Source organism: Noviherbaspirillum agri, assembly GCF_054780595.1.
In genome coordinates this window covers 94,931-118,491 of the sequence record NZ_BAAGWA010000011.1, presented here as the reverse complement: position 1 = coordinate 118,491, position 23,561 = coordinate 94,931, and the positions used below count along the sequence as shown (strand labels likewise).

Genomic DNA, 23,561 nt, shown 5'->3' with positions numbered 1-23,561 from the left:
AACCGCATGGCGGCACGGAGACGCCGCCATGCCATGATTGGGTAACTTTAATGAGTGAACCTGCAGTAAAGGTTTCAGTAGTCAAGATGTACCAGGCGCGGGAGCAGATTTACCCGCGAGAGATCAAAGGTTGGTACACAACATGGCGCTGGGTCTGCGTTTGGCTGACCCAGCTTGTTTTTTATGGCCTGCCCTGGTTGTCCTGGAACGACCGGCAGGCTGTGCTGTTTGATCTCGGCGCACGCAAGTTTTATATCTTCGGCATCGTGCTGTGGCCGCAGGATTTCATTTACCTTGCGCTGCTGCTGATCATCTGCGCCTACGCGCTGTTCCTGTTCACGGCAATTGCCGGTCGCCTCTGGTGCGGCTATTCGTGTCCACAAACGGTTTACACCGAAATCTTCATGTGGATCGAGAACAAGATCGAGGGCTCACGCAGCGCCCGCATGCGGCTCGACAAGCAGCCGATGTCTGCTGAAAAGATTGCGAGGAAGAGTGCGAAGCACCTTGTCTGGGGTGCGGTTTCTCTGTGGACCGGGTTTACCTTCGTGGGATATTTCACTCCGATCCACGAGTTGAGCCAGTCGGTCATGACACTCGGCCTCGGCCCATGGGAATGGTTCTGGATCCTGTTCTACGGTTTTGCTACCTACGGTAATGCCGGCTGGATGCGTGAGCAAGTGTGCAAGTACATGTGCCCGTATGCCCGCTTCCAGAGCTCGATGTTCGACAAGGACACGCTGACCGTTACCTACGACCGGGAGCGTGGCGAGCCGCGCGGCGCGCGGAGCAAGTCGTCGGCAAACGCCAACCTGGGATCGTGTATCGATTGTTCGATGTGTGTGCAGGTATGTCCGACGGGGATTGATATCCGCGACGGCCTGCAATACGACTGCATTGGCTGTGCTGCATGCATCGATGCATGTGATTCGGTGATGGACAAGATCAGTGCGCCGCGCGGGCTGATTCGCTATACCACCGAGAACGCGATCAGCAACAAACTGTCCGCAAAGGAGGTGCGGCGGCGCGCAATGCGTCCTCGCGTGCTGATTTACAGCGCCATCCTGATTCTGATTATTGCAGCATCGCTTGGCTCGCTGTTGACGCGCACGCCGTTGAAACTTGATGTCATCCGCGACCGTGGCACGATGGGGCGCGAAGTGGAGGATGGCATGATCGAGAATGTCTACCGGCTGCAGATCATGAATACCGACGAACGTCCGCATCGTTACAAGATCAGCGTCTCTGGTATCGACTCGATTGCCCTGGCCTCACCCGATGAAGTGGAGCTGGATGGCACGACCTCCCGGGCTGTACCGGTGCGTGTACGCGTCGCGCACGGCAAGGGCGAAAAAGGGTCTAACAAGATTGCCTTCGAGTTGCAGGCGCTTGACGAAGAGCGTTTGCATGTCAGGGAAAAAGCTGTGTTCATCGTGCCGCGTTAAGCGGCCGTTGCAGCATCTCATTGGAGAGCCGTATGCAAGTCAAGACATCAATTCCAGGTAACTCTGGCGACATAAAACCCTGGTACAGACATCCTTGGCCCTGGCTGTTGATGCTGGGGCCGTTTGTGGTGGTCCTCGCAGGGATCTATACGACATGGCTTGCGGTATCGCGGCCTGATGCCTTGGTCGTGGATGATTATTACAAGCAGGGCAAGGCGATCAACCAGGACCTGAGCCGCGACCGTGTTGCGGCAGAAATGCAGCTCGAGGCAGAGGTCCGGTATGATGCGGCGGCCAGCATGCTGGCCGGGACTGTACGGGGGCTTGAAGGGCGTGCTGACAAACTGTCTATCAGCCTCATTCATTCCACACGGCCGGAAAAGGACCTCAAGCTGGTCGCCCAGCCGGACCAGAGCGGCAATTTTTCGGTTGCGCTTCCTATGCTGGATATGGCTCGTTGGCAGATCCTGATCGAAGGGGAGCATCGGGACTGGCGGCTCAATGGTGTCTGGGCCTGGCCGCAGGAACCCCAGATCACGCTCCACCCGATTACCGTTCCACATTGATTAACGCGTGGCGAGAGCAATGGTCTCGCCACGACGTTCGTTTCCTTCCTCTCTGTCCTTCTCGTTCACGACAGAAAATCAACCCTCTCTGCGCATTCCCGGAATCTCGAACATAATTCCCAGTATCGAGAAGTTATGCGTGTGCAAATGTTGTCTGATTGAACGTTTATGATGTACTTTTGCTAAATACATCCGTTTCAAGTTGAAAGGAGGGTAGTGTGATGACGCGACTGTTGATGGTCGTCTTGTGGCCGTCGTTCCTGGTGGCAATAGTCGCAGAAGGTTTCTTCTTTTCCCTCTTTGATCCGAACGACCTGTCGCTTGTGGGCAGTGATATCGATTTGACTCCGATGGCAGCGTATACCATCGGCTTCTTTATCTTCTGGCTATTCTGTTCCCTGGCCAGTATGTTGACGTGTTACCTGATCGGTACACCGAACGAGCGGAACACTCCACTCTAACTCTATTGCATCGGAAATTCGGTTAATGGTTCCGCCCCTGTGCAGGCAAACCCTGCCGGGGAGTGGACTGCCGCTTGATGCGGCAGTTTTTCGAAAATCTGACACAGCGCGTTCCGCCTGACCAGCTGTGAGCGAAGGTCAGGGGGAGCGAGTCCTTCGGCGGGATCCGGTGCTCAGCTGCAGGTACGGGTGCCGGCAGCAACTGCTTTCAGGGTTGCCGTATCGAGCAGTTCCAGTTCGCGGTTATTGACTTTGATCCAGCCTTGCTTCTTGAACTTGGACAGGAGGCGGCTGATGCTTTCAATCGTCAGGCCGAGGTAGTTGCCGATTTCCTCGCGCGTCATGCGCAGCTGGAAGGTCGTCGACGAATACCCGCGGACGGAATAGCGTGACGATAGGTTGGAGAGGAAGGCGGCAAAACGTTGTTCCGCACGCATATTTCCCAGCAGGAGCATAACGCTTTGTTCGCGTGTGATTTCCTGGCTCATCATGCGATGGAAATGATGCAGCAAGGTCGGCATCTCGGCGAAGAGGGCTTCCAGGCGAGCGAACGGGATTTCGCACACTTCGCTATCTTCGAGCGCAATGGCGTTGCAATGATGGCGGTCGGTGCTGATGGCGTCCATGCCGAGCAGTTCTCCCGCCATCTGGAAACCGGTGATTTGCTGGTCGCCGCTTGGATTGATCTGATGCGTCTTGAAATGCCCGAGCCGGATTGCATACAGATTGGTGAACGGGTCGCCCACGCGGTACAGGTGCGTATCTTTCGGCACCTTGCGGCGGCGGCCGATGATCTGGTCGAGCTTGTCCATGTCAGAGGCACCGAGTCCCATCGGCAGGCAAAGCTGATGCATGCTGCAAGCGGAGCAGCGAGTGCGCAAGTCCTGCACGTTGCCTGCGGACGAGGTAGACGGAACCGTCTGGGTCATGTCAGAGAAGTTCATGCGATGCAGAATCATAGTTGTGCTCGTTGTCCAGTTCACATCAAAGCCACAGTGGCCATTCGACTCATTAATTGAGCGAAATCAAGAATAGTGATGCAAATCCCGTACCAAGCACGTATTTTGAAATCAGGGATTGTGAAGCGAGGATTGATTGCGGGGTGCTGTCAGTAGTGCTGACGAACGATCGACCGCTATTTTAAGGCGTATTCGGCTCGCGCAGGACCGAAGGCCATTGAGTTTGGCAGCGTGACAACACAACGTGGCAGCGTATGGCAGCAGCTGCAACGCATTGCGGATTCCCGGATTTGGGAATGGAGTTGGTCTCAATTTCGAGGTTGACGCTTGTAGCCGCCAACCTCGTATCAAGCAGGGCTCTTATTGATTCGGCTGTGCCTTGTTGAACTGTGCCCTTTCCCCGGCCCCCTCCCACAAGCGGGAGAGGGAAGCCAGCGTGCGGCAAATCCATGCCGGATCGGTAATCGGGCTCGAATCAGTCTTTTCTCAAATTGATGAAGATATTCGCGGCAAAGGCAAGGATGCCAAGCGCTGCAAGGATCTCGGCGACGGCAAGGAGGGGGATGAGCTGACGCGATCCGAGCAGGACGAAGGTGAGCGCGAGGGACATGGCGGGCAGAGAAATATTCGTGGCCCAGAAATGGATGCGCGCGAGCCTGGCGGTGCCGGCAGTCGGAAAGACGCTGTACACAAGCCCGGCCAAGGCCATGGTTGCCCATCCGAGCAGATTGATGTGCGCATGGACTGGGCGCAAGGTGAAGTCTTCACTGGCGCCCATGCCAATACCCAGGGCGACGCCGATGATCAGGTAGACCACCGCCAGCTTGAGCCAGATGATGCCGGCGGTGGAGAAGGTGGGATAGATGGTATTTGAGGTACGCATGATGTGTCTCTTCAAGTTGGTTATGACGGTGGTTATGCGATTTGTGCTTCAGCTTTTTGATGGGCAGCCGCCTCGCGGTTCATCATCCTGAGCGCTGCATTGACGATCGTTGCCGGTTGAGGCATGAAAGCCTGCTCCAGTACGTGGCTGGAAGGCGCCGGTGCATCGGGGCCAGTGAGACGGACGATAGGTGCTTTGAGCGTGGAAAACGCGTGTTCGCCAACGATGGCCGCAACCTCCGCACCGACGCCGCAGAGCCGGCTTGCCTCGTGCACGACAAGGACGCGGCCTGTCTTCCGCACGGAGGCGAGAATCGCTTCCTCGTCGAGCGGTTTCAGGGAGCGCAGGTCGATGACTTCGGCATCGACTCCGATGTCCGCCAGCCGGTCCGCCGCCTGCATGCAGGTATCGACCATCTTGGCGTAGGAAATCAGGGTGATGTCTTCGCCGGCGCGTCGGGTGGCCGCCTTCCCGAGAGGAATGCTGTGTTCCCCCTCTGGCACGTCACCCGGCACGTAGCCAAGCGGCATGTCGACGAAAAACAGGACCGGATTGTTGTCGCGGATGGCCGATTTGAGGAGTCCTTTGAAGTCTGCAGCAGTAGACGGCATGACGACCTTGAGGCCCGGGCTGTGCACGAACCAGGCCTCGAGGTTGTGATTATGCTGTGCGCCGACGCCCCAGCCGCTGCCCGTCATTGCGATGACGACCATCGGGAATTCGAACTGCCCGCCCGAGATGTAACGCAGCTTGCCGGCGCTATTGACGATCTCCTCCATGGCAAAGCAGAGGAACGGGGCGAAAAGCAGGTCGATCACGGGGCGCAGCCCGGTCGCGGCTGCGCCAGCCGCGGTGCCTGCGATGATGCCCTCGGCCAGCGGCGTGTTGCGCACCCGCAGTTCGCCGAACTCCCGCACAAGCTCGGGGCGTTTGGTGGCGACGCCCTCACCGAATATCAGTACGCTCGGGTCGCGGCGCATTTCTTCGGCGAGCGCCTGGCCGACGGCTTCATTGACAGTCATTTGTGGCATGGCTTCGCTCCTTATGCGTAGACATCGCTGGTTAATTCGGATAGCGCCGGGAAGGGTGAGTCGCTGGCAAACGTTACCGCGCGCTCAATCACCGCTTCCACCCGTTGCTCCATCTCGACGATGTGCGCCGGGCTTGCTTCTCCTCGTTCGACCAGTCTGTGCTGCATCGCCAGAACCGGATCCCTGGTGCGCCATGCCGCGAGTTCGTCGGGGGCGACGTAGGCCTGGTCATCCGGCTCGAAGTGCCCGCGCAGGCGGTAGGTATAGGTTTCAAGTAGGAAGGGCTTGCCGGTGTCACGGATACGGGCGACGGCTTCAATCGCTGCGGCATGGACGGCCTCAACGTCGTTGCCGTCAACCGTGCGCGCCTCGATGCCATAAGGCGCGGCCCACGCGCTGATGTGGTCGCCGACCATCGTTTCCTTACGGTGAACAAACGCCTGCCACTGATTGTTTTCGCACACATAGAGAATCGGCAGCTTCCAGACCGCAGCCAAGTTGAGCGACTCATGGAAGATGCCTTCGCACGCGGCGCCGTCGCCAAAGAAACAGGCGACGATGCCGTCCTGTTCAAGCATCGACATCGACAGGGCGACGCCGGTCGCGAGCGAGAGTTCTCCACCGACGATTGTGGACGTCAGGATGACGCCAAGGTCTTTGGCGGAAATGTGAAGGGAGCCGCTCTTGCCCTTGCAGTAGCCGGTGCTGCGGCCCATCACTTCGGCCATCATGCGGCCGGGGTCGGCGCCACGCGCGAGGAGGTGGCCCGCGCTACGGTGATTGGTCAGGATGCGATCGGCGGGAGCCAGCGCGCGTATGACGCCGACGGCGGAAGCTTCCTGGCCGACGGCGGTACACGTGCCGGGGAGATTTCCTGCGGCCTGCATGGCCGCAAGTCTTTCTTCATAGGCCCGGATCAGCATCATGCATTCGAGCATGGAGGCCGGGCTGTTGTCTGCATGGTGGGTGCTCATCATCGTCCTTCATCGGAATGGGATAGAGGCTGGGATCGGGCCTACGCAGGTGCGGAGTGCCGAATCGGGACGAAGTCTACTGCGGTGCGCCCGTCGAAAACCGGCGCTTTTTTTACTTAGCGTTTTTTTAAGATTAATTAAGTGAAGTTTTAGGAAAGTGCGGACAAAAACGATGCCTGTCGTCACCGTAAAAACGCCCTCAGCGGGCTGATTCCTGCAGTTGCACCGGCCTGTCGACGCGCAGGCGAAAGCGGCCGCGTCCTGTTTTTTCAATGCGTACCGGCGCATTCCGTTCGATGAGGCGCTTGCTTAGCAGAATGAGGCGCGCTTCGAGATTGTCGCTGACATCGGGGAGGCGAAGACGGCTGTCCAGCCGCAATTCGCGGTTCGTGAATTCAGTGCGCTGCTTCTCCGCAAAATCCCGCAGCAGCGTCCAGAAGATGGATCCCGCCACACCCTTGATCAGGTAGTCGTCGCCAAGAAAGACGCTGTCGTTTTCCGGGTAATGCCGCACGAGCAGGGGACTGCCGGCGGGCGTTGAAATCGATGCACGGGCGGGCGGACTCTCGTCGCCGATATCGGCGGTGTGCTGGAGCAGGTGCATCGCCATGCCGAGCTGGCCGGCCAGGCTGACCAGCGCGTCTTCGTCATCGTAGGTAAAACGCAGATCCAGCGGGCTCTCGACGTAGAGCACACCGATGAGGCGCTGCGCCACCGAAATCGGCACGGCGAGCTGGCTGCGCGATTCGGCAAGGCCCGGGAAGGGGATCTGCGTTTCGAGCGCACTCGCCCAGTCGCTGTGTGCCGTGCTTTCGCGGATGGCCCGGCCATAGGCATACTCGGAATTCATGTGACCGATGCGAATCGGCGTACGCTCCCGTGCCGCCACGCCGATGATGCCTTGCCCCAGCGGGATCTCCGACCCCACGCCGGATTGCTCATAGCCGATGCTGGCGACGGTGTAGAGCCGGGCGCTTGGTGCGTCCAGCATCAGGAGCATGGCGTGATGGATGCCGAACTGGCGATCGAGGCAGGCCAGGGTTTCAGACAGGAGCTTGTCGAGGTCGCCGCACACGGCAAGCCTTTCAGCCGTCGTGCGCAGTGCCGCAAGGAGATTGCGCTCCTGGGGCGGGGGGGGCATCGATTTGCCTGGGATCGCCTGGATATCAAGGACACGGCACACGTCGGCGCCCAGCAAACGGAAAACGCCGCTCATGCCGGTGTGCGATGCAATCCCGGCCAGCTTGGCCTTCATGCTTTCGAACAGCGGACCGGCGGTCTCCGTGCGCAGGTATTCCAGGGAAAGGCGATACTGCGTGACGGTCACCGGGCTGGTCACCATCAGGGTCGCCCTCGGATTGGCCATCATGTTCTGGCGCGTCTTGTTGAAGAACTGGTAGGAGAGGGCGACATGCTCGCCGTCGACGAAATGGACTTGGGAGAGGTAGGCGGCATTGGGCGTCCCGTCGGGGGCGGCGGTTGCCATGATCCCGGGGATCACGCCCTCGAAGCACTCGCGGATGGCGCCGAGCTTGATGTTCATGCATGCCCCTTGAGAGGTTCGCCCGCTTTAGGTCCCGGAGTTTGAGAGAACGCGGCGGCTGGTGTAAAGCTCAGGCTGACGATCTCCTCGGGAGGAAAGGCGAGCAGCGTGAGGATCTGTGCCGCTGCAAAGCCCAGCGGCTGGAGCTCCCGCGAAAATGCGGCGCAGTAGCGCTCGATAAGGACGAGGTCGTCGCTTGAGGGCGTGCCGATGACGGCGCCGGTTCCCTTGAGCTGGACCGTACGGTGCGTTGACGGCTCACTGAACACCACGGCAATCGAACCGTTGTTCCTGATGCACTGCAGCACGGGAGCAGCCTGGATTGCAGACACAAAGACAGTGACGCGCCGGCGATCCGGCGAAATCCTGCAACCCGTTCCGCGCACCAGGGTTGGGATATTGTCCTGGCTGCATGCGGCCACGCACATCGAAATGCCTTGTTGCAGGAAGGCTGCGTGCGCGGCGTCGATCAGCGGTTCGGGCTCAGGCGTCATGACGGACCTTGGGAATTGTCAGAAAGCGCAGGATATTACAGCACGTCGGTGTTTGTCTGACAAAGGCATCCTGACGCCAGTCGATTCTGCACTTGTTAAGGTATGTCATGCCCGTACTGAGGCTCTACTGACGCTCTATTGCGCGTGAAGTGCAGTTTTCCATGCTTCTTTCTTTGCTGCTGTCTGGTAGAGTGCCGCCATGAGCAAACTGACACTTGACCGCATCCTGCAATCGCAGGGCTTTGGCACACGGAAATGGTGCCGCGAACTGATTACCGATGGCGAAGTGACGATTGCCGGCGCAACCGTCACCGACTATCGGGCAAGTTTCGAGACCGCCGGCCTTTCCTTCACGGTCTTTGACGAGGAATGGCTGTACCGTGAACACGTCTACCTGGCATTGAACAAGCCCGGCAACTATGAATGTTCACGCAAGCCCAGCCACCATCCGGGGGTGCTGAGCCTTCTGCCCGAGCAATTCACCTGGCGCGACGTGCAGCCGGTAGGACGTCTCGACCATGACACCACCGGACTGCTGCTGTTGTCCGACGACGGCGCCTTCATCCATGCACAGTCGTCTCCGCGCCGCCATGTGCCGAAACTGTATGTCGCGACGACCCATGCACCGGTCACCGATGAACTGGTGGACAAGCTGCTGTCGGGGGTCCAGCTGCATGATGAGCCGGCTCCACTGGCGGCACAGACGTGCCGCAAGCTCGATGAACATCGCATCGAGATCGTGCTTGAGCAGGGCAAATACCATCAGGTCAAGCGCATGCTCGCCGCTGCCGGCAACCATTGCTCGGCGTTGTGCCGCACTGCAATCGGCGGGCTGACACTCGATATGCTCGACCTTGGCGAGGGAGAATGGTGCTATCTGGAACAGCGCGAACTGGACTTGCTGGCGGCCGGATGAGGCCGTTGTGGCACTGCAATAAAGTCCCGTTTGGTCTTCGAGCTTGCCGGAATGCAGAACACCGGTGTTCTTCCGGCACTGTTCCGCGCTTTGGGGGCTACTGCAATGAAGGCGTTTGCGCATAAGATATAGGCATCGCATCCCTCAAGAAACACTTGTATGCCAGATACGGAATACCAACGTCTTATCCATATAGCAAAAGAGCGTGCCTCATCCGGATTCCTGGCGTTAGCACAACGTGCAGTGCAGGATGCAGACAAAGAGGTCGCCGACGCGCTCGCTCGAGCCCGTTCCGGCGCCGACCACACGGCCCTCACTTCCGTCCGGCATTTCCTGCGGCAGGAAGGTAACGTTTTCCTGCAGCGCATTCAGACGCTGTACCGCCGCTATCTCGATCGCGCGATGCAAACCATGTACGTGGATCTGCGGCGCGACATGCGCAAACTGTCCATCGACGAACTGTCCTTGATTGATGACGAAGTCGTTAATCACCAGATCGAGGTCGGTCGCCTGACCGAGCGCATGCGTGAAGCCAATGAAGAGGCGATCGGCCGCCTGAACGTGATCGTCGCACGCATGCACGGCGATGCCGAAGCGCGCGAACGCGAGAACCCGTTTCGCCCTTATCTGCTCGCCCGTTCCCTGTACGAGGCCATTCTTGAAACCGCCGGCGATGAGGCGAAAACCAGGCTGCTGTTCCAGCACCTGGCCAACGCGCTGATCCAGCACTTGCCCGCATACTATTCTTCCATCCGCGAGGTGTTCGAGGCATCCGGTGTGCGCGGCGATTTTCTCGCACAGCGATCGCGTGCTGCACATAATCAGCGCTATTTCGGCGCTCCGCCGGACACGCTGGTGCCGGGCGCCAGAAATGCGGACAGCCGCGTGCTGTCGGGTCTGGAAAAGATGCTGGCCGCAGTCGGCGGACCGACATCGAATGATGCGGCAAGGGGGGATCCCGGTACACCCGCCGACAACAATCGGTCCGTCAATTTGCATGAAATCATCCGGAAGATGCTCGCGCCCTCGCGTCCGTTTGGAGCGGCCGCCGTCGGCGAAGCAATCCAGGGCACATCGGTTACAAAGGCAGCACCGGTCAATCCGCTGGTGGCGAAACTGTCCGAGATGCAAAAGGCATTGTCTGCCCAGGGGACAGATTCCGCACAACTCCGGGACGCTGCGCAGATTCGAGAACAGCTCAATCTCGACAGCGCGACGGTAGAAGAACGCATGACTGTCGATGTCATGTCGATGCTGTTCGAGTTGATCCTGGACGATCCGCAGATCCCGGCAGAACTGCGCCTGCACCTCGGCTGCCTGCAGATTCCGCTGCTGAAGGCAGCCCTTCTGCAACCGGATCTGCTGCGCGACGACAGGCATCCTGCACGCCGGTTGTTGAACCGGATGAGTACGGCTGGCGTGGGTGTTGATCCGGCGGCGGAAGCCGGCAGGGTGTTGATTGCGGAAGCCGGGCGCATCGTGCGCAAAGTGCTGGCAGAGTTTGATGCGGACATGGCGGCATTTTCGGCCGCGCTCGGCGAGTTCGAAGCGTTTCTGGAGAATTATCTTCGCGAGGATGACAAGGAAACAAAACGCGGCATTGATGCTGTCGAGGCCGCGGAGCGGTTCAGCGTGCTGCTGACGAATGCCACGACTGCCTTGTGCGATGCCATGCTTTCGCTGAATGTCGACAAGCGCATTTCGGACTGCGTGATCCACGTATGGCCGCATGTGCTCGTACATGCAGCCTTGCACGACGCGGAACAGAAGCTTTCTCCGGACAATGCACACAGCCTGTATCAGCGCTACCACTCGGTGCTGCCGGAGCTGCTGTGGAGCGTGCAGGAAAAAACAGACCCGCAGCAACGTGCCGGCCTGATCAAGCTGCTTCCGAATCTGGTGAAGCGCCTGCGAGCAGGACTGCAGCTGATCCAGTTGCCGGAAGAAGAGTGCAGGCAGATCCTCGACCAGATGGTCGAATTGCACACGGCGGTGTTACGGGGCGGGGGCGGCGCGAATGGTGCGCCAGCGCCTACGCTCGACGAACTGAACGCGCGCTTCTCGCAAATATCGATCCGCTGGGACAGGGCATCATGGTCGCTCGACGAGCCTCCGCAAGCGCGTGCTTCCGTCATCGAGGACATCTTTGCGCGCAAGGAGGTTGCCGCCGATCTGAGGCTGGGCGTGAAGGCGGTGACGGCGACTGCGGCCGAGAGGAACTTCCTGGCGCAGACCTACCTGTTGGGCACACGGGTCGAATTCCGGGCGGACGACGCCGAGCCGGTGACGGGGCAGCTGGTGTGGACCAGCACCCATCGTTCGCTGTACCTCTTCAAGAAGGAGGGGAGCGAGCAGAAGGAGCGCGATGGCGGGCTCGTGCTGTACACGTATGCGTCGCTTATCGAGGCGCTGCGCGACGGCATGGTCGTTCCGGTCGAAGCGGCGCCGGTGTTTGATCGCGCCGTGGAATCGCTGCTGTACGGTGCGGCCAACATGCCAGCGGAAAAGGCATGAGGCCGCACGCTGTCAGCTTGCGTGCCTGATCGCCGCGCTTACGTCACGATGGTATAGCACGGGTTGTACTTCGTCCCCGGCAGCTTCATGCGATGCTGGGCGACGAAGGACGAGAGCAGCTCATCCATCGGTTCCATGACGCTGCGGTCGCCGTGGATCTCGAAGCGGCCATGCTTTTCGATTGCGCGGATTCCATGATCCTTGACGTTGCCGGCCACCACGCCGGAAAACGCGCGGCGCAGGTCGGCGGCGAGCAGATGCCGCTCCTGGTTTTTGTGCAGATGCAGGTTGCGCATCGCTTCATGCGTCGGCAGGAACGGCCGCTGGAACTCATGGTCGATCTTCAGCAGCCAGTTGAAGTAGTAAGCGTCGCTGCGATCCTTGCGGAATTCCCGCACCAGCTTTATCCCCGCCAGCATTTCCTGCGCAACACGTTGCGGATCATTGATGATGATCTTGTAGCGGCGTTGTGCTTCCTCGCCCAGCGTCGCGCCGATGAACTGGTCGATTCGCGTGAAGTACTCCTGGGAGTGCACAGGGCCGGTGAAAATCAGCGGGAAGGGCATGTCCGCATTGTCGGGATGCAGCAGGATGCCCAAGATGTACAGGATCTCTTCCGCCGTGCCGGCGCCGCCAGGGAACACGACAATGCCATGGCCCGCGCGCACAAAGGCCTCGAGGCGCTTTTCGATGTCCGGCAGGATGACCAGGTCGTTGACGATTGGATTGGGTGATTCGGCTGCAATGATGCCGGGTTCCGTCAGGCCGAGGTAGCGGCCGTTGCCAATGCGTTGCTTGGTATGCGCGATGGTGGCGCCCTTCATCGGGCCTTTCATCGCGCCGGGACCGCATCCGGTGCAGATGTCCATGCCGCGCAGGCCGATCTCGTAGCCGACCTTCTTGCTGTAGTCGTACTCCTCGCGCGAGATCGAGTGGCCGCCCCAGCAGACCACGAGATTGGGGTTGAGCATCGGCTTCAAGATGCCGGCATTGCGCAGGATGTGGAAGACGGAATCCGTCAGCCCTTCGGAAGTGCTCTGGTCGAATTTCGGATTGCCGGTAATTTCGTTGCTGACAAAGATCACGTCGCGCAACACCGCAAACAGATGTTCGTGGATGCCCTTGATCATCTTGCCGTCGACAAAGGCGTTTGCCGGCGCACCGCGTATATCCAGCTTGATGCCGCGTTCGCGCTGGATGATGCTGATTTCAAAGGACTTGTAGCGTTCGAGCAGTTCCTTTCCGTCGTCCAGCGGATTGCCGCAATTTAAGACTGCCAGCGAGGAATTGCGAAAGACTTCATACAGGCCACCCTGGCTGGTGTCGAGCAGCTTGGCCACTTCCGACTTGGACAAAACTTCCAGGCGACCTTCGGGGGAAATTTGAGTATCGACGACGTAGCGTTCCATAGAGCTGAATTCTTGTTGTGGGATAGTTGGTTGGCGGTTGTTTCCAAGCCGCTGCCCGGCATGCAGGTTACACCGCCGGCAAGACTGAGTGTATACCGCACCGGTGCAGGGTGATAGGGGGAATGGCACGGCGGAACGTTTTGAGCAGATGGTGAATTCTCTTCGCGGCGAACGTTTCGGAAACGCATGCGTCGAAACACTCGTGGACCGGCCGGTGGATGAATATCCGGCGTTTCTGCGTGCGTGCGGCAAATCCAAGTGCCGTACGGCACGATCAATGGCCCTACCGGGCACCAACGGGTTGAGTGATGCTCTGGCGACCCGTCATTGTTTGGCATCGTGAATGGAACGAACTTGATGGCCTGGATTGGCGATACCGAAGAAGGCATGCGCATTGAAACGCTGCGCCAGTACGACATCCTGGACACGGCACCCGAATCGCAGTTCGACGATATCGCAGTCCTCGCGTCACGCCTGTGCGCAACACCGATGGCGGCGCTCTCGCTGATCGATGAGAAGCGGCAATGGTTCAAGGCCCGGATCGGGATCGACCTGGAGGAGTTGCCGCGCGAGCGGTCATTCTGCAATGTGACGATACAAGGGACGGAGCTGTTCATCGTCCCCGACCTGCAGGCCGATGCACGTTTCGCCAGCGATCCGCTCGTGGCGAGCCAACCAAGCCTGCGCTTTTATGCGGGCGCGCCACTGGTTGCCAGCAATGGATTTGTGCTGGGAACGCTCGCCGTCTTCGACTGCATACCACGCGAACTGAGCGAAGAACAGAAAGATTCGCTGCGCGTGCTGGCGCACCAGGCAGTCGCGCAGCTCGAACTGCGACGCAGCCTGAAATCCCTGAAGCGTCTTGTGCATGAGAGAGACCGTTCGGAGGAACAGTTGCGCATCTCGCACCGCGACCTCGAAAAGCGAGTCACGGAACGTACGGCCGAGCTTAACCAGGTCAACGCAACACTGACGGCAGAAGTCGCAAGAAGGGCAAGGGAGGCCGGTTTTTCGCAAGCCTTGATCGACAGCCTACCCGGCATCTTTTATGTGATCGACGCCAGCGGGCGGTTTCTCCGCTGGAACAAGAATCTCGAAAAAGTTACCGGCTACAGCCACGACGAGGTCAGTCGCGCCCATCCGCTGGATTTCATGGCCATGGAAAGCGAGCGATCCTTGCTCGAGAAAAGAATCGGCATGGTGTTCTCGGAGGGCAAGGCGAATGTCGAAGTGCACTTGAAAACAAAGGGGGGAGAGTGGATCCCCTATTACCTGACGGGCGTGAAGGTGCGTCTGGACGGGCGGCCATGCATTTCGGGGATGGGCATCGACATTACGGAGCGGCGACTGGCAGAGGAGAGCCTGCGGCTGCGAAACCGGGCCCTGCAAGCCAGCGTGAATGCGATCATCATCACCGACCTGACGGGCTGCATTGAATATGCCAACCCTGCTTTCGAGCGGATCACAGGCTTCTCGTTGCGGGAAACGCTCGGACGGAACTGCCGCTTCCTGCAGGCAGACGATACCCAGCAAACCGGGATCGTCGCCATGCGGCAGGCAATCCAGGATCGTGCCGAAGCCTCTGTGCTGCTGAGGAACTATCGCAAGGATGGCAAGCTGTTCTGGAACGATGTGCATATTGCACCAGTGCGCGGTCCCGACGGCAGGGTCACGCATTTTGTCGGTGTGCTGAATGATGTCACGGAAATCAAGCATTACGAAGAGCAGCTTGAGCGGCAGGCCAATTTCGACACATTGACGTCGCTTGCCAACCGCAACGTGCTCAAGGACAGGATCCGCCAGGCGATCGCCTCCGCGCGGCGCGACGGCTCCTTCGTGACGGTCGGCTTCATGGATCTGGACAACTTCAAGTTCATCAACGACAGCCTCGGCCACAACATCGGCGACGAATTGCTCAAGCGGGTTGCGGAACGGTTGGTGGGCTGCCTGCGCGACCAGGACACGATCGCACGTTACGGCGGCGATGAGTTCGCCTTCGTGCTGGTCGGGCAGCGCGACGAGAAGAGCATTGCGTCCCTGATGGAGCGCCTGCTGAAGACGGTGGATCGCCCCCTGATGATCAACGGGCACAAGCTTTTTGTCAGTTGCAGCATCGGCCTGAGCTTCTTTCCCAAGGACGGGCGCGATGTCGATACCCTGCTCAAGAATGCCGACGCTGCGATGTATCGGGCCAAGGAGCACGGCAGGAACAACTTCCAGTTCTATACGCCCGCCATGAACAAGCGGGTGACGGAAAGGCTGTCACTGGAGTCGCGCCTGCGGCAGGCGCTGGAAGAGGACGAGTTCGCCTTGCATTACCAGCCGAAGGTGGACTTGCGCAGCGGCGAGATCGTCGGTGCGGAGGCGCTGCTGCGCTGGTATCCGGGCGATGGCAGCCTCATTTCGCCCGCCACATTCATTCCGCTTGCCGAGGAGACCGGGCTGATCGTGCCGATCGGCGAGTGGGTGCTCTATACGGCATGTGCACAAACAAGAACCTTGCAGGAAGCCGGCCTGCCTCCGCTGCGCGTTGCCGTGAATATCTCCGCGCGCCAGTTTGCGCCGAAACCGCTGGTGACGCTGGTGCGGCAGGCACTGGACGCGTCTGGCCTGGATGCCAGCATGCTGGAGCTGGAGCTGACGGAAAGCCTCGTCATGCAGAATCCGGAAGAGGTGATCAAGGTGCTGCTGGATCTCAAGGACATGGGCTTGCGCCTTGCCATCGACGACTTCGGCACCGGGTATTCCAGCCTCAGTTACCTGCAGCGCTTCCCGGTCGATCGCCTGAAAATAGACCAGTCCTTCGTGCAGGATATCGGCGCGGATCCGAACGACGCGATCATTGCGCGCGCCGTCATCGCGCTGGGACACAATCTCGGCATGAGCGTGGTCGCCGAGGGCGTGTCCAGCACGGAGCAGCTCTCCTTCCTGCGCGAGAACGGTTGTGACGAAATGCAGGGCTACCTGTTCAGCCAGGCCGTGCCGGTGGAGGAGCTGACGATGCTATTGAAGGACAACCGGCGGCTGCAGCTGCACTGACAACGCTGACAAAAATGCCTACCTCGATGCCACAGCGGCCTTGTTTGCCGACGTGATCGTCCAGTAGTAGAGCGTCTTGCCCGCAACGCGCTCGGTTTTCTCCGGCGGCCATTTCGCGCCCATGTCGAAGTCGTGTGATACCACGCGCGTGCCGACCTTGAGCTGCTTCCAGAGCTGCGGACGCAGTGCGCGGTTGACGTCCGGCAGCAGGTACAGCGTCACGACGCTGGCTTCCGAGAAATCGCTGGTGAACAAGTCCCCGACCCGGAAGCTCACCTTTCCATTCACGCCGGCGCGCTCGGCATTGGCTTTTGCCTCCGCAATCCGCTCGGGATTGAGGTCGATGCCGACGCCACGTGCGCCATGCTCCTTCGCCGCCGTGATCACGATGCGGCCGTCGCCGCAGCCAAGGTCATAGACCACGTCGTTCTTCCCGACCTTGGCCAGCTCCAGCATGCGGTCCACCACGTCCTGCGGCGTAGGCACGTAGGGCACGTCCGGCTTGCGTTCCTGCGCGGAGGCGCTGGCGACCATGAGCAGCGCCGCTGCGAGTGCGAGGATCGTGGAAAACAGCGTAGACAGGGACTGCGCTGCCTGGCGCGGATTACGGCACGCGGTACGTACCACTTTGCGTTGCTGGTCAATATGGTGCATAGGGTTCAAGCGGTGCATGGATTTCTCCTTCATGAAAGGGATCGCACGGCGGCCCGGCGCCGCCTTTCGTCGCGGGCCTTGTGCGCGTGGAGCAGCAACAACAGGACGCCGCCGGCGCCGAGCACGGCGACGCCTATCCAGGCGGCGTTCAGGCCGCCGAAGGACTGGCTATGGACATAGGAAAGACTGGACCAGAGCATGTAGGCGCACATCGCGCAGAACAGCAGCGGCAGCAGCGGGAACATCGGTACCTTGAAGGGCCGCTCGGTATGCGGCTCGCGCACGCGCAGCACGAACAGGGACAGCCCGGACAGCAGGAAGAACAGCCAGAAGACCGGCGCGGTGAATTCCACCATCGACTTGAAGCCGCTCCCGGTCCAGCTTCCGACGACGACCAGCAGCAGCGCCGCGGCACACTGCACGCGCAGCGCGTTCACCGGTGTGTCGCGCTCGCCATGCCAGCGCCCCAATGCGGCGAGCTGCGGCCAGTCGCGGCCGATCGCATAGCTGGAACGCGCGCCGACAATCATCGTCGCGTTGATCGAGGTCAGCGCCGACATGGCCACCATCAGCGAAATTCCCTGTGCGCCTGCAGGGCCGAATGCCTTGTCGAGCAGGTCGGCGGCGATCGCTTCCGATGCCGCCATTTCCTGCAGTCCGAGCCCTCTCCAGTATGCCCAGGTCACGAGCAGGTAGAGAGAGGTGATCAGCGTGATGGACCAGACCAGCGCCTTGACCATGTCGCGCCGCACATCCTTCAGCTCGGCACTGATGTAGGCGGCCTCATTCCAGCCGCCATAGGTGAGCAGCACGAACACCATCGCCAGTCCCAGCGATGCCGCGGCAGGGTTGTGCTGCACGGCGGTGACGGTGCCGCCCGGCGTGTCGGCAAACAGGGCGGCGACGACGATGAGCAGCAAGCCGAGTATCTCCAGCGCGGTCAGCCACGCCTGGGTGACGGTGCCGCTGCGGGTGCTGCGCAGGTTGATCCACGATAGCGCGACGATCGCGGCGCCGGCATAAATCGAGGCGCCGGTATTTCCCGTGGTCGTCGAGAGGGGCAGCACTTGCACCATGTAATCGCCGAAGACAAACGCCAGCAGGGCGATGGAGCCGGTGGTGATCACGGAAAAGCGCGCCCATCCGAACAGGAAGGAAACCGAGTTGCCGTAAGCACGCCGCAGGAAGTGATAATCACCGCCAACGTGCGAATAGGCAGTAGCAAGTTCTGCGTAACACAGGGCTCCCGCCAGGGAGATCAAGCCGCCGGCCAGCCATGCGCCAAACATCCACACGGGGTCGCCAGTCATTCCGGCAACCATGGACGGCGCCTTGAAGATGCCCGCGCCGATCACGATGCCGACAATCAATGCGACTGCCTCCCACATACCGAGGATGCGCTGCGGTACGTCGCCGGCAGTGCCTGGCTCGTCTGCAGCTTCCTCGGATGCGCGCCGTGTGCTCATGAGACTCATCTGTCGACATGAAAAAGTCCTTTTGCGAGGCAGCGCCGTCGGAAAAGTTTCGGATTTTGCGGAGCGCTTGGGGATTGCTCAAAGGGTTTGCACACGAACATCAAGCGGCACGCAGATTTATCTCCACAGGAAATTCAGCGAACCTGCGTACGTTGCCTAATGTCTTACCTGCGCATGGTGCGAGAAAGCAAGCCAGGATATTTTTACCGGCCTGCTATCGTTGCCTCTGTTAGTGACCTGTGTCCTGCGCAGTCGATACCGTTTTCCTGCGACGCGAAGCGGAATGCCGTTTCGCAATCGAGATGAACTGAGATGAGCCACCGCCACGACTCGGCACGACGCACGGCTCTGCCGTCAGGCAGTCGCACCCCGCGTCCCCTTTTTCAGGAGCCAGCATGAAAAGATTTCCATTGGCAGTTTTCGTGTCTTTGCTTACGACCGTCCCGGTGTCGATGGCGCAAAGCCCATCCGCCTCGGGTGGCGCCTCCGCACAGTTACCGGGCACGACATCGGGCGCGCCATCCGATACGTCTTCCGGCAGTTCCAGCATGCAATCCGACGAACCGCGCGGGAACAAAGCCGTGGTCAATCCAGGTGATTCAGGATCAACCTCCGGCAGCGCGACGACGCGCTCCATCGGAAATGCCGGCGGCGCGCCGACTCCTGGTGTGTCGGGCCAGAGCGACGGCACCGTCACCTCCAGTGGTTCCTCCAGCGGCAATAACGCTTCATCCGGACCGGAAGACGCAACCGGCACTAGCGGCAGCAGCAGCGCCAATCCCCGCTGGGAAGGGATCGGCTCGACCGGCGGCGCCACGGGAACGGGCGAAACCGTAGGCACGAGCGGTGACAGAGCAACGGCGGGCAGTTCCGGTAGCGTCGGCGATGCGAGCGGATCAGGCGATTCTGGCAGTGCCCCGTCAAGCGGCAGCAGCGCAAGCGGAGGAGGGGATGGCGCGGCTGGCGCAACCGGCGCGGGCCGGCGCTCTCCCGATGCGGGAGCCGACTCCGAAAGCAAGACAAACACGCCAACCAATCGCTATGGCAGCCAATAGCGACGCTTCATCCCTGGCGGCGTCCTCCGGAAAATTTCTTCCACGGAAGGTGTGACGGGTACGCACACGCGTAAGCACCCCATGCAAGGCAGGCAAGGTGCGCAGATGTTGAGCACAGTCATCGCGGCATCAACTTTGTTGGAGTGAAATAAGTGCTACGTCGCGTGCGAAGTCGCGGATGGCATGTCCTCCGTGGCGCATTGCGCCGCACGCTTTCAATTACCCGGAAACGCCGGTCGGTATCCGGATATTCCGCGTGTCCGCTCCCATTCCTCATCCACCTCACGCTTGACTGTGTGTCGCATGGCATCGGGCGCGGACCGCAGCACCTGGCGCGCAAGCGCGCCGCATGGCAGACGCACGCTGCATGCTGACGGTTTGTTCAGCAAAAGCTTGCGGGCGGACTGCCGGTTCATTTTGGAGAACACGATGCAGACATTGAGTTACAACGTTGGAAAATGGCACGCCGAGGCGATGCTGGAAGAATTGGAAACAGGAAAGCTGATGGCAGTTATTTCCGTGACGGACGACAAGAACACGGACTGGGCGGGCTCGCGCCACACCGTCGTATTCGAACTGGGAGAAGGGGAAGACAAGCGGGAGGGAACAGAGGTGCTGGTGCGTCGTTTGCTGCAGGAGAGTTACGGCCTCGAATAGATTCCATGAGTTGCCTGGGTCAGGCTGGCGGCTCCTGCCGCCAGCGCCGGTTCGCACCGCAGACAGGGTGGCGCTGCATTAAAGCATTTCCCGGCAGTACCAATGAAGGAAGGGCGGAACTATTGACGATTTTCATGATCTTTTGACTACATAAAGGAATTCAGGACGGTATGACGGTACCGTTGCACAACTTGTCCCAGACCTTCTTCTCACATTCGGATGCCCGAATGCGCCGTCAGATCCGGCCGGATATCCGGCTACGTGTTCTGTACTACTACCTCATGGTGACGACCGCCGCGGTTAACCCCGCGGCATCAGCTGTACGCGGCCCGCCCGCGCCGGCCCATGTCGTCTTCTGATAATAAATTACGGAACGGATCATGCCATTTCGCCTTTTTCGCCTCTCACTGCGCTTCGTGCTGCCGTTGGCACTGGTGCTCGCTCTCTTTGCCTATGCGGTCGTCCCGCTGGTGGATAACCTGACGCTCCGATGGTTTGTGCGCGACCTCGATGCACGATCGCAATCGCTCGCCAGTGCACTGGAGGAGCCCTTGCGCGAATACATTCCGCAGAATGCGGAAAAGAGAATCGTCCAGCTGTTCGACCGCGCGCTGCGTGACGAACGTCTGTATGCGATCGCCTTTTGCGATCCCAACGGCAACATCATGTTCAAGACCTCCACCTATCCCAATTCCCTGGGGTGCCGCATGGGCTTGCTGGAGGAGGAAAAACGACCGGCGCTGGTAAATTTTCCGCAGGGACCGCTGCATGTGGCCGAGAGCATCGTGCAGGGCGACACGCAGCAACTTGGAAAGCTGATCCTCGTGCATGACATGAGCTTCATCGAGCGGCGCAGCGCCGATACGAAGAAGTACGTGATCCTGCTGTTTACGATGATGGCGATCGTGATTTCGCTGATCACGGTCTTCGTTGCCCATCTCAGCTGGCGGGACTGGATTTCTTCCGTCAAGGGCATCCTGCGCGGAGAGATCGGGCCGCGCCCGCAGCAGCAATCGACGCCGCCCGAAGTGCGCCCGCTGGAAAGCGACTTGCGGGCCTTACTGCATGAAATCAACATCGAACGGCGTACGCGCGACGACGTGACGCACTTGTGGACGCCGGAAAAATTGCGCGTGCTGCTGCATGAAGAACTGGCCGGCGATGAAGTGCTGGTGGTTTCCAACCGCGAGCCCTACCTGCACGTGCATACACCGAAGGGCGTCGAGGTGCAGCGCCCGGCGAGCGGCCTTGTCACGGCGGTCGAGCCGGTGATGCGTGCCTGCTCCGGCACCTGGATCGCACACGGCAGCGGCAGTGCCGACAGGGACGTGGTCGACCGCAATGATCGTGTGCCCGTGCCGCCGTCGAATCCTTCCTATACGTTGCGCCGTGTCTGGCTGACGAAGGAGGAAGAGGCGGGTTACTACTACGGATTCGCCAACGAGGGCCTGTGGCCGCTGTGCCATATCGCCCATGTGCGGCCGGTGTTCCGCTCCTCCGACTGGGAACAGTACGTGGCAGTCAACCAGCGCTTTGCGGACGCGGTCGTGGCCGAGGCGCATACCGATGATCCGGTCGTGCTCGTGCAGGACTATCACTTTGCCTTGCTGCCGCGCATGGTGCGCGAAGCGCTGCCGAAAGCCACGATCATCACTTTCTGGCACATTCCATGGCCCAATCCGGAGTCCTTCGGTATCTGTCCGTGGCGCGAGGAAATCCTCGAAGGCCTGCTCGGCAGCACGATCCTCGGCTTTCATACGCAGTTCCACTGCAAGAACTTCCTCGAAACCGTGGACCGCTACCTCGAAGCGCGCATCGAATACGAATCCTCCACCATTTCCTATGGCAGCAAGCTGACGCAGGTGGAGCATTACCCGATTTCCATTGCCTGGCCAGAGCCTAATCCGAACGAGGAATCGGTGGCGGAATGCCGCAGCGCGATCCGGGCAGAGCACGGCTTGCCGCAGGACCATCTGCTGGCCGTCGGCGTGGATCGACTCGACTACACCAAGGGCATCATCGAGCGCTTCCAGGCCGTGGAGCGGATGCTGGAGACGCATCCCAACCTGATCGGCAAATTCTCGCTGATCCAGATTGCGGCGCCGTCCCGCTCGTCGCTGGATGAGTACCAGAATTTCGAGACGCGGGTGCGCATGCTGGTCCAGCGCATCAACAACCGCTTCGGCAAGAGCAATTACCAGCCGATCATCCTCAAGGCGGAACACCACAACGCGGAGCAGGTGCATCGTTATTACCGTGCCGCCGAAGCGTGCATGGTGACGAGCCTGCATGACGGGATGAACCTTGTGTCGAAAGAATTCATCGCCGCGCGGGACGATGAGCATGGCGTTCTGGTGTTGTCCCAGTTCACTGGTGCAGCGCGGGAACTCCATGAGGCACTGATAGTCAATCCTTATCACATCGAGCAGAGCGCCGATGCACTTTATCGCGCGCTGACAATGCCGGAAGTCGAACAGCGGGAGCGCATGCGCAGCATGCGTTCGCTGGTGAAGGACTTCAATATCTACCGCTGGGCCGGGCGCATGTTGCTCGACGCCGCGCGCCTGCGGCAACGGGAGAAAATCATGACAAAAATCCACGCCCATAGCCGTAAATCCTTGCGACGGGTGGTCTGAAGGATGAAGTCGCTATTTTCTGCAGAAGGAAAGTCGCGCCTGGATGAATCGGTTGCAGGCGGACTGCTGTGCGCCTTTGATTTTGACGGAACACTTGCGCCGATCCAGCCCCGGCCAGAGCAGGTCAGGCTGCCCGACGACATCCGCCAGCGGCTCGTGGCGCTGGCGGAGCTCGCGCCGATTGCCATCATCACGGGTCGGTCCGTCGCCGACATCTCGCCACGGCTCGGATTCGCGCCGGACTTCATCATCGGCAATCACGGGCTGGAGGGCGTTCCCGGCTGGGATGCGCAGGCCGCTTATCATGAGGCGCTGTGCGCAGGCTGGCACCGGCAGCTGGCCGAGGCGCTGAAGTCCCCCGAGCTTGCCCACGGCATTCTGCTCGAAGACAAGCGCTATTCACTGTCGGTGCACTACCGCGAGGCCCGGGACCCGCAGCAGGCAGCAGCCCGGCTTGGGACCCTGTTCGAGCAACTGTCCCCCCGGCCGCGCGTGGTCGCCGGCAAGTACGTGTTCAACCTGCTGGCGCAGGATGCCTGCAACAAGGGCAGTGCGCTCGAGCATCTGATGCGCACCTGCGACGCACGGCATGCGATCTACGTCGGCGACGACGTGACCGACGAAGATGTCTTCCGCTTGCGGCGTCCGGATATCCTTTCGGTGCGCATCGAGCACGGCGATGACAGTGCGGCCGACTATTTCCTTCCCACGCCGGGTGACATCCTGTGGCTGCTGGACGAGCTGGTGGGGCGGCTGCGTGCGGCCGGCGCCCGCAACCGGATACAGCCGGAGACGGCCGGCAGCAGCTGACCCGGCGCACAGGCAGTTGCAGGCAATGACGAGCCATGTC

Annotated in this window: 19 protein-coding genes; 10 read left to right on the top strand and 9 right to left on the bottom strand. The window is 60.3% G+C overall.

Features of this window, described 5'->3' with window-relative positions:
- Window positions 1-50 precede the first annotated feature (50 nt).
- The 3 genes from ccoG (at window position 51) to ACYVIA_RS17275 (ending at window position 2,472) form a co-directional block, all read left to right on the top strand.
- A complete protein-coding gene (gene ccoG, locus ACYVIA_RS17285) occupies window positions 51-1,445 on the top strand; it encodes a cytochrome c oxidase accessory protein CcoG (RefSeq protein WP_460842972.1) in 1,395 nt (464 codons plus the stop codon).
- A gap of 32 nt (window positions 1,446-1,477) precedes the next feature.
- Window positions 1,478-2,011, top strand: a complete 534-nt coding sequence (locus ACYVIA_RS17280) for a FixH family protein (protein WP_460842970.1) — start codon at window positions 1,478-1,480, stop codon at window positions 2,009-2,011.
- 221 nt (window positions 2,012-2,232) lie between these two features.
- The gene (locus tag ACYVIA_RS17275; protein WP_460842968.1) at window positions 2,233-2,472 is read left to right on the top strand and encodes a hypothetical protein; all 240 of its coding nucleotides are present in this window, start codon (window positions 2,233-2,235) and stop codon (window positions 2,470-2,472) included.
- A gap of 173 nt (window positions 2,473-2,645) precedes the next feature.
- Here the strand turns inward: ACYVIA_RS17275 and fnr are convergent, their stop codons facing one another.
- The 6 genes from fnr to ACYVIA_RS17245 all read right to left on the bottom strand — a co-directional run bounded on the left by fnr (window position 2,646) and on the right by ACYVIA_RS17245 (window position 8,356).
- Window positions 2,646-3,401 carry a fumarate/nitrate reduction transcriptional regulator Fnr gene (gene fnr / locus ACYVIA_RS17270; RefSeq protein WP_460843024.1) on the bottom strand — a complete coding sequence of 252 codons (756 nt, stop codon included), beginning with the start codon at window positions 3,399-3,401 and terminating at the stop codon, window positions 2,646-2,648.
- Window positions 3,402-3,906: 505 nt separating this feature from the next.
- A complete protein-coding gene (locus tag ACYVIA_RS17265; RefSeq protein ID WP_460842966.1) occupies window positions 3,907-4,314 on the bottom strand; it encodes a hypothetical protein in 408 nt (135 codons plus the stop codon).
- Between the two features lie 32 nt (window positions 4,315-4,346).
- Window positions 4,347-5,345 (bottom strand): alpha-ketoacid dehydrogenase subunit beta, encoded by a 999-nt coding sequence (locus tag ACYVIA_RS17260; protein ID WP_460842964.1) that lies wholly within the window; start codon window positions 5,343-5,345, stop codon window positions 4,347-4,349.
- Window positions 5,346-5,356: 11 nt separating this feature from the next.
- Window positions 5,357-6,322 carry a thiamine pyrophosphate-dependent dehydrogenase E1 component subunit alpha gene (locus ACYVIA_RS17255; RefSeq protein ID WP_460842962.1) on the bottom strand — a complete coding sequence of 322 codons (966 nt, stop codon included), beginning with the start codon at window positions 6,320-6,322 and terminating at the stop codon, window positions 5,357-5,359.
- A gap of 196 nt (window positions 6,323-6,518) precedes the next feature.
- Complete coding sequence (locus ACYVIA_RS17250; RefSeq protein WP_460842960.1) at window positions 6,519-7,862, bottom strand: GAF domain-containing protein; 1,344 nt, start codon at window positions 7,860-7,862, stop codon at window positions 6,519-6,521.
- Entirely contained in the window at window positions 7,859-8,356 is a 498-nt protein-coding gene (locus ACYVIA_RS17245) for a pyridoxamine 5'-phosphate oxidase family protein (RefSeq protein WP_460842958.1), read from the bottom strand. The genes ACYVIA_RS17250 and ACYVIA_RS17245 overlap by 4 nt, the downstream gene beginning before the upstream one ends.
- A gap of 199 nt (window positions 8,357-8,555) precedes the next feature.
- Here ACYVIA_RS17245 and ACYVIA_RS17240 point away from each other — a divergent pair, with 199 nt between their 5' ends.
- Both ACYVIA_RS17240 and ACYVIA_RS17235 read left to right on the top strand, forming a co-directional pair.
- A complete protein-coding gene (locus ACYVIA_RS17240) occupies window positions 8,556-9,272 on the top strand; it encodes a pseudouridine synthase (protein WP_460842956.1) in 717 nt (238 codons plus the stop codon).
- A gap of 159 nt (window positions 9,273-9,431) precedes the next feature.
- On the top strand, window positions 9,432-11,786 hold the full coding sequence (locus tag ACYVIA_RS17235; RefSeq protein WP_460842954.1) for a DUF1631 family protein: 2,355 nt from the start codon (window positions 9,432-9,434) through the stop codon (window positions 11,784-11,786).
- 38 nt (window positions 11,787-11,824) lie between these two features.
- On the opposite strand, the gene ppnN is transcribed toward ACYVIA_RS17235, so the two are convergent.
- A complete protein-coding gene (ppnN, locus tag ACYVIA_RS17230) occupies window positions 11,825-13,195 on the bottom strand; it encodes a nucleotide 5'-monophosphate nucleosidase PpnN (protein WP_460842953.1) in 1,371 nt (456 codons plus the stop codon).
- Window positions 13,196-13,552: 357 nt separating this feature from the next.
- Between ppnN and ACYVIA_RS17225 the strand changes: the two genes are divergently transcribed.
- Window positions 13,553-16,234, top strand: a complete 2,682-nt coding sequence (locus ACYVIA_RS17225; protein WP_460843022.1) for a sensor domain-containing phosphodiesterase — start codon at window positions 13,553-13,555, stop codon at window positions 16,232-16,234.
- An 18-nt stretch (window positions 16,235-16,252) separates the two neighbouring features.
- On the opposite strand, the gene ACYVIA_RS17220 is transcribed toward ACYVIA_RS17225, so the two are convergent.
- Window positions 16,253-16,906 carry a class I SAM-dependent methyltransferase gene (locus ACYVIA_RS17220; protein WP_460842950.1) on the bottom strand — a complete coding sequence of 218 codons (654 nt, stop codon included), beginning with the start codon at window positions 16,904-16,906 and terminating at the stop codon, window positions 16,253-16,255.
- 11 nt (window positions 16,907-16,917) lie between these two features.
- The gene (locus tag ACYVIA_RS17215) at window positions 16,918-18,354 is read right to left on the bottom strand and encodes an APC family permease (protein WP_460842948.1); all 1,437 of its coding nucleotides are present in this window, start codon (window positions 18,352-18,354) and stop codon (window positions 16,918-16,920) included.
- Between the two features lie 404 nt (window positions 18,355-18,758).
- Here ACYVIA_RS17215 and ACYVIA_RS17210 point away from each other — a divergent pair, with 404 nt between their 5' ends.
- From ACYVIA_RS17210 to otsB, 4 genes are all read left to right on the top strand, one after another.
- On the top strand, window positions 18,759-19,418 hold the full coding sequence (locus tag ACYVIA_RS17210; protein ID WP_460842946.1) for a hypothetical protein: 660 nt from the start codon (window positions 18,759-18,761) through the stop codon (window positions 19,416-19,418).
- Window positions 19,419-19,847: 429 nt separating this feature from the next.
- Window positions 19,848-20,075: a hypothetical protein gene (locus ACYVIA_RS17205; RefSeq protein ID WP_460842945.1), complete on the top strand. Its 228-nt coding sequence runs from the start codon at window positions 19,848-19,850 to the stop codon at window positions 20,073-20,075.
- Between the two features lie 380 nt (window positions 20,076-20,455).
- On the top strand, window positions 20,456-22,711 hold the full coding sequence (locus tag ACYVIA_RS17200; protein WP_460842944.1) for an alpha,alpha-trehalose-phosphate synthase (UDP-forming): 2,256 nt from the start codon (window positions 20,456-20,458) through the stop codon (window positions 22,709-22,711).
- Window positions 22,712-22,714: 3 nt separating this feature from the next.
- A complete protein-coding gene (gene otsB, locus ACYVIA_RS17195) occupies window positions 22,715-23,521 on the top strand; it encodes a trehalose-phosphatase (RefSeq protein ID WP_460842942.1) in 807 nt (268 codons plus the stop codon).
- Window positions 23,522-23,561 lie beyond the last annotated feature (40 nt).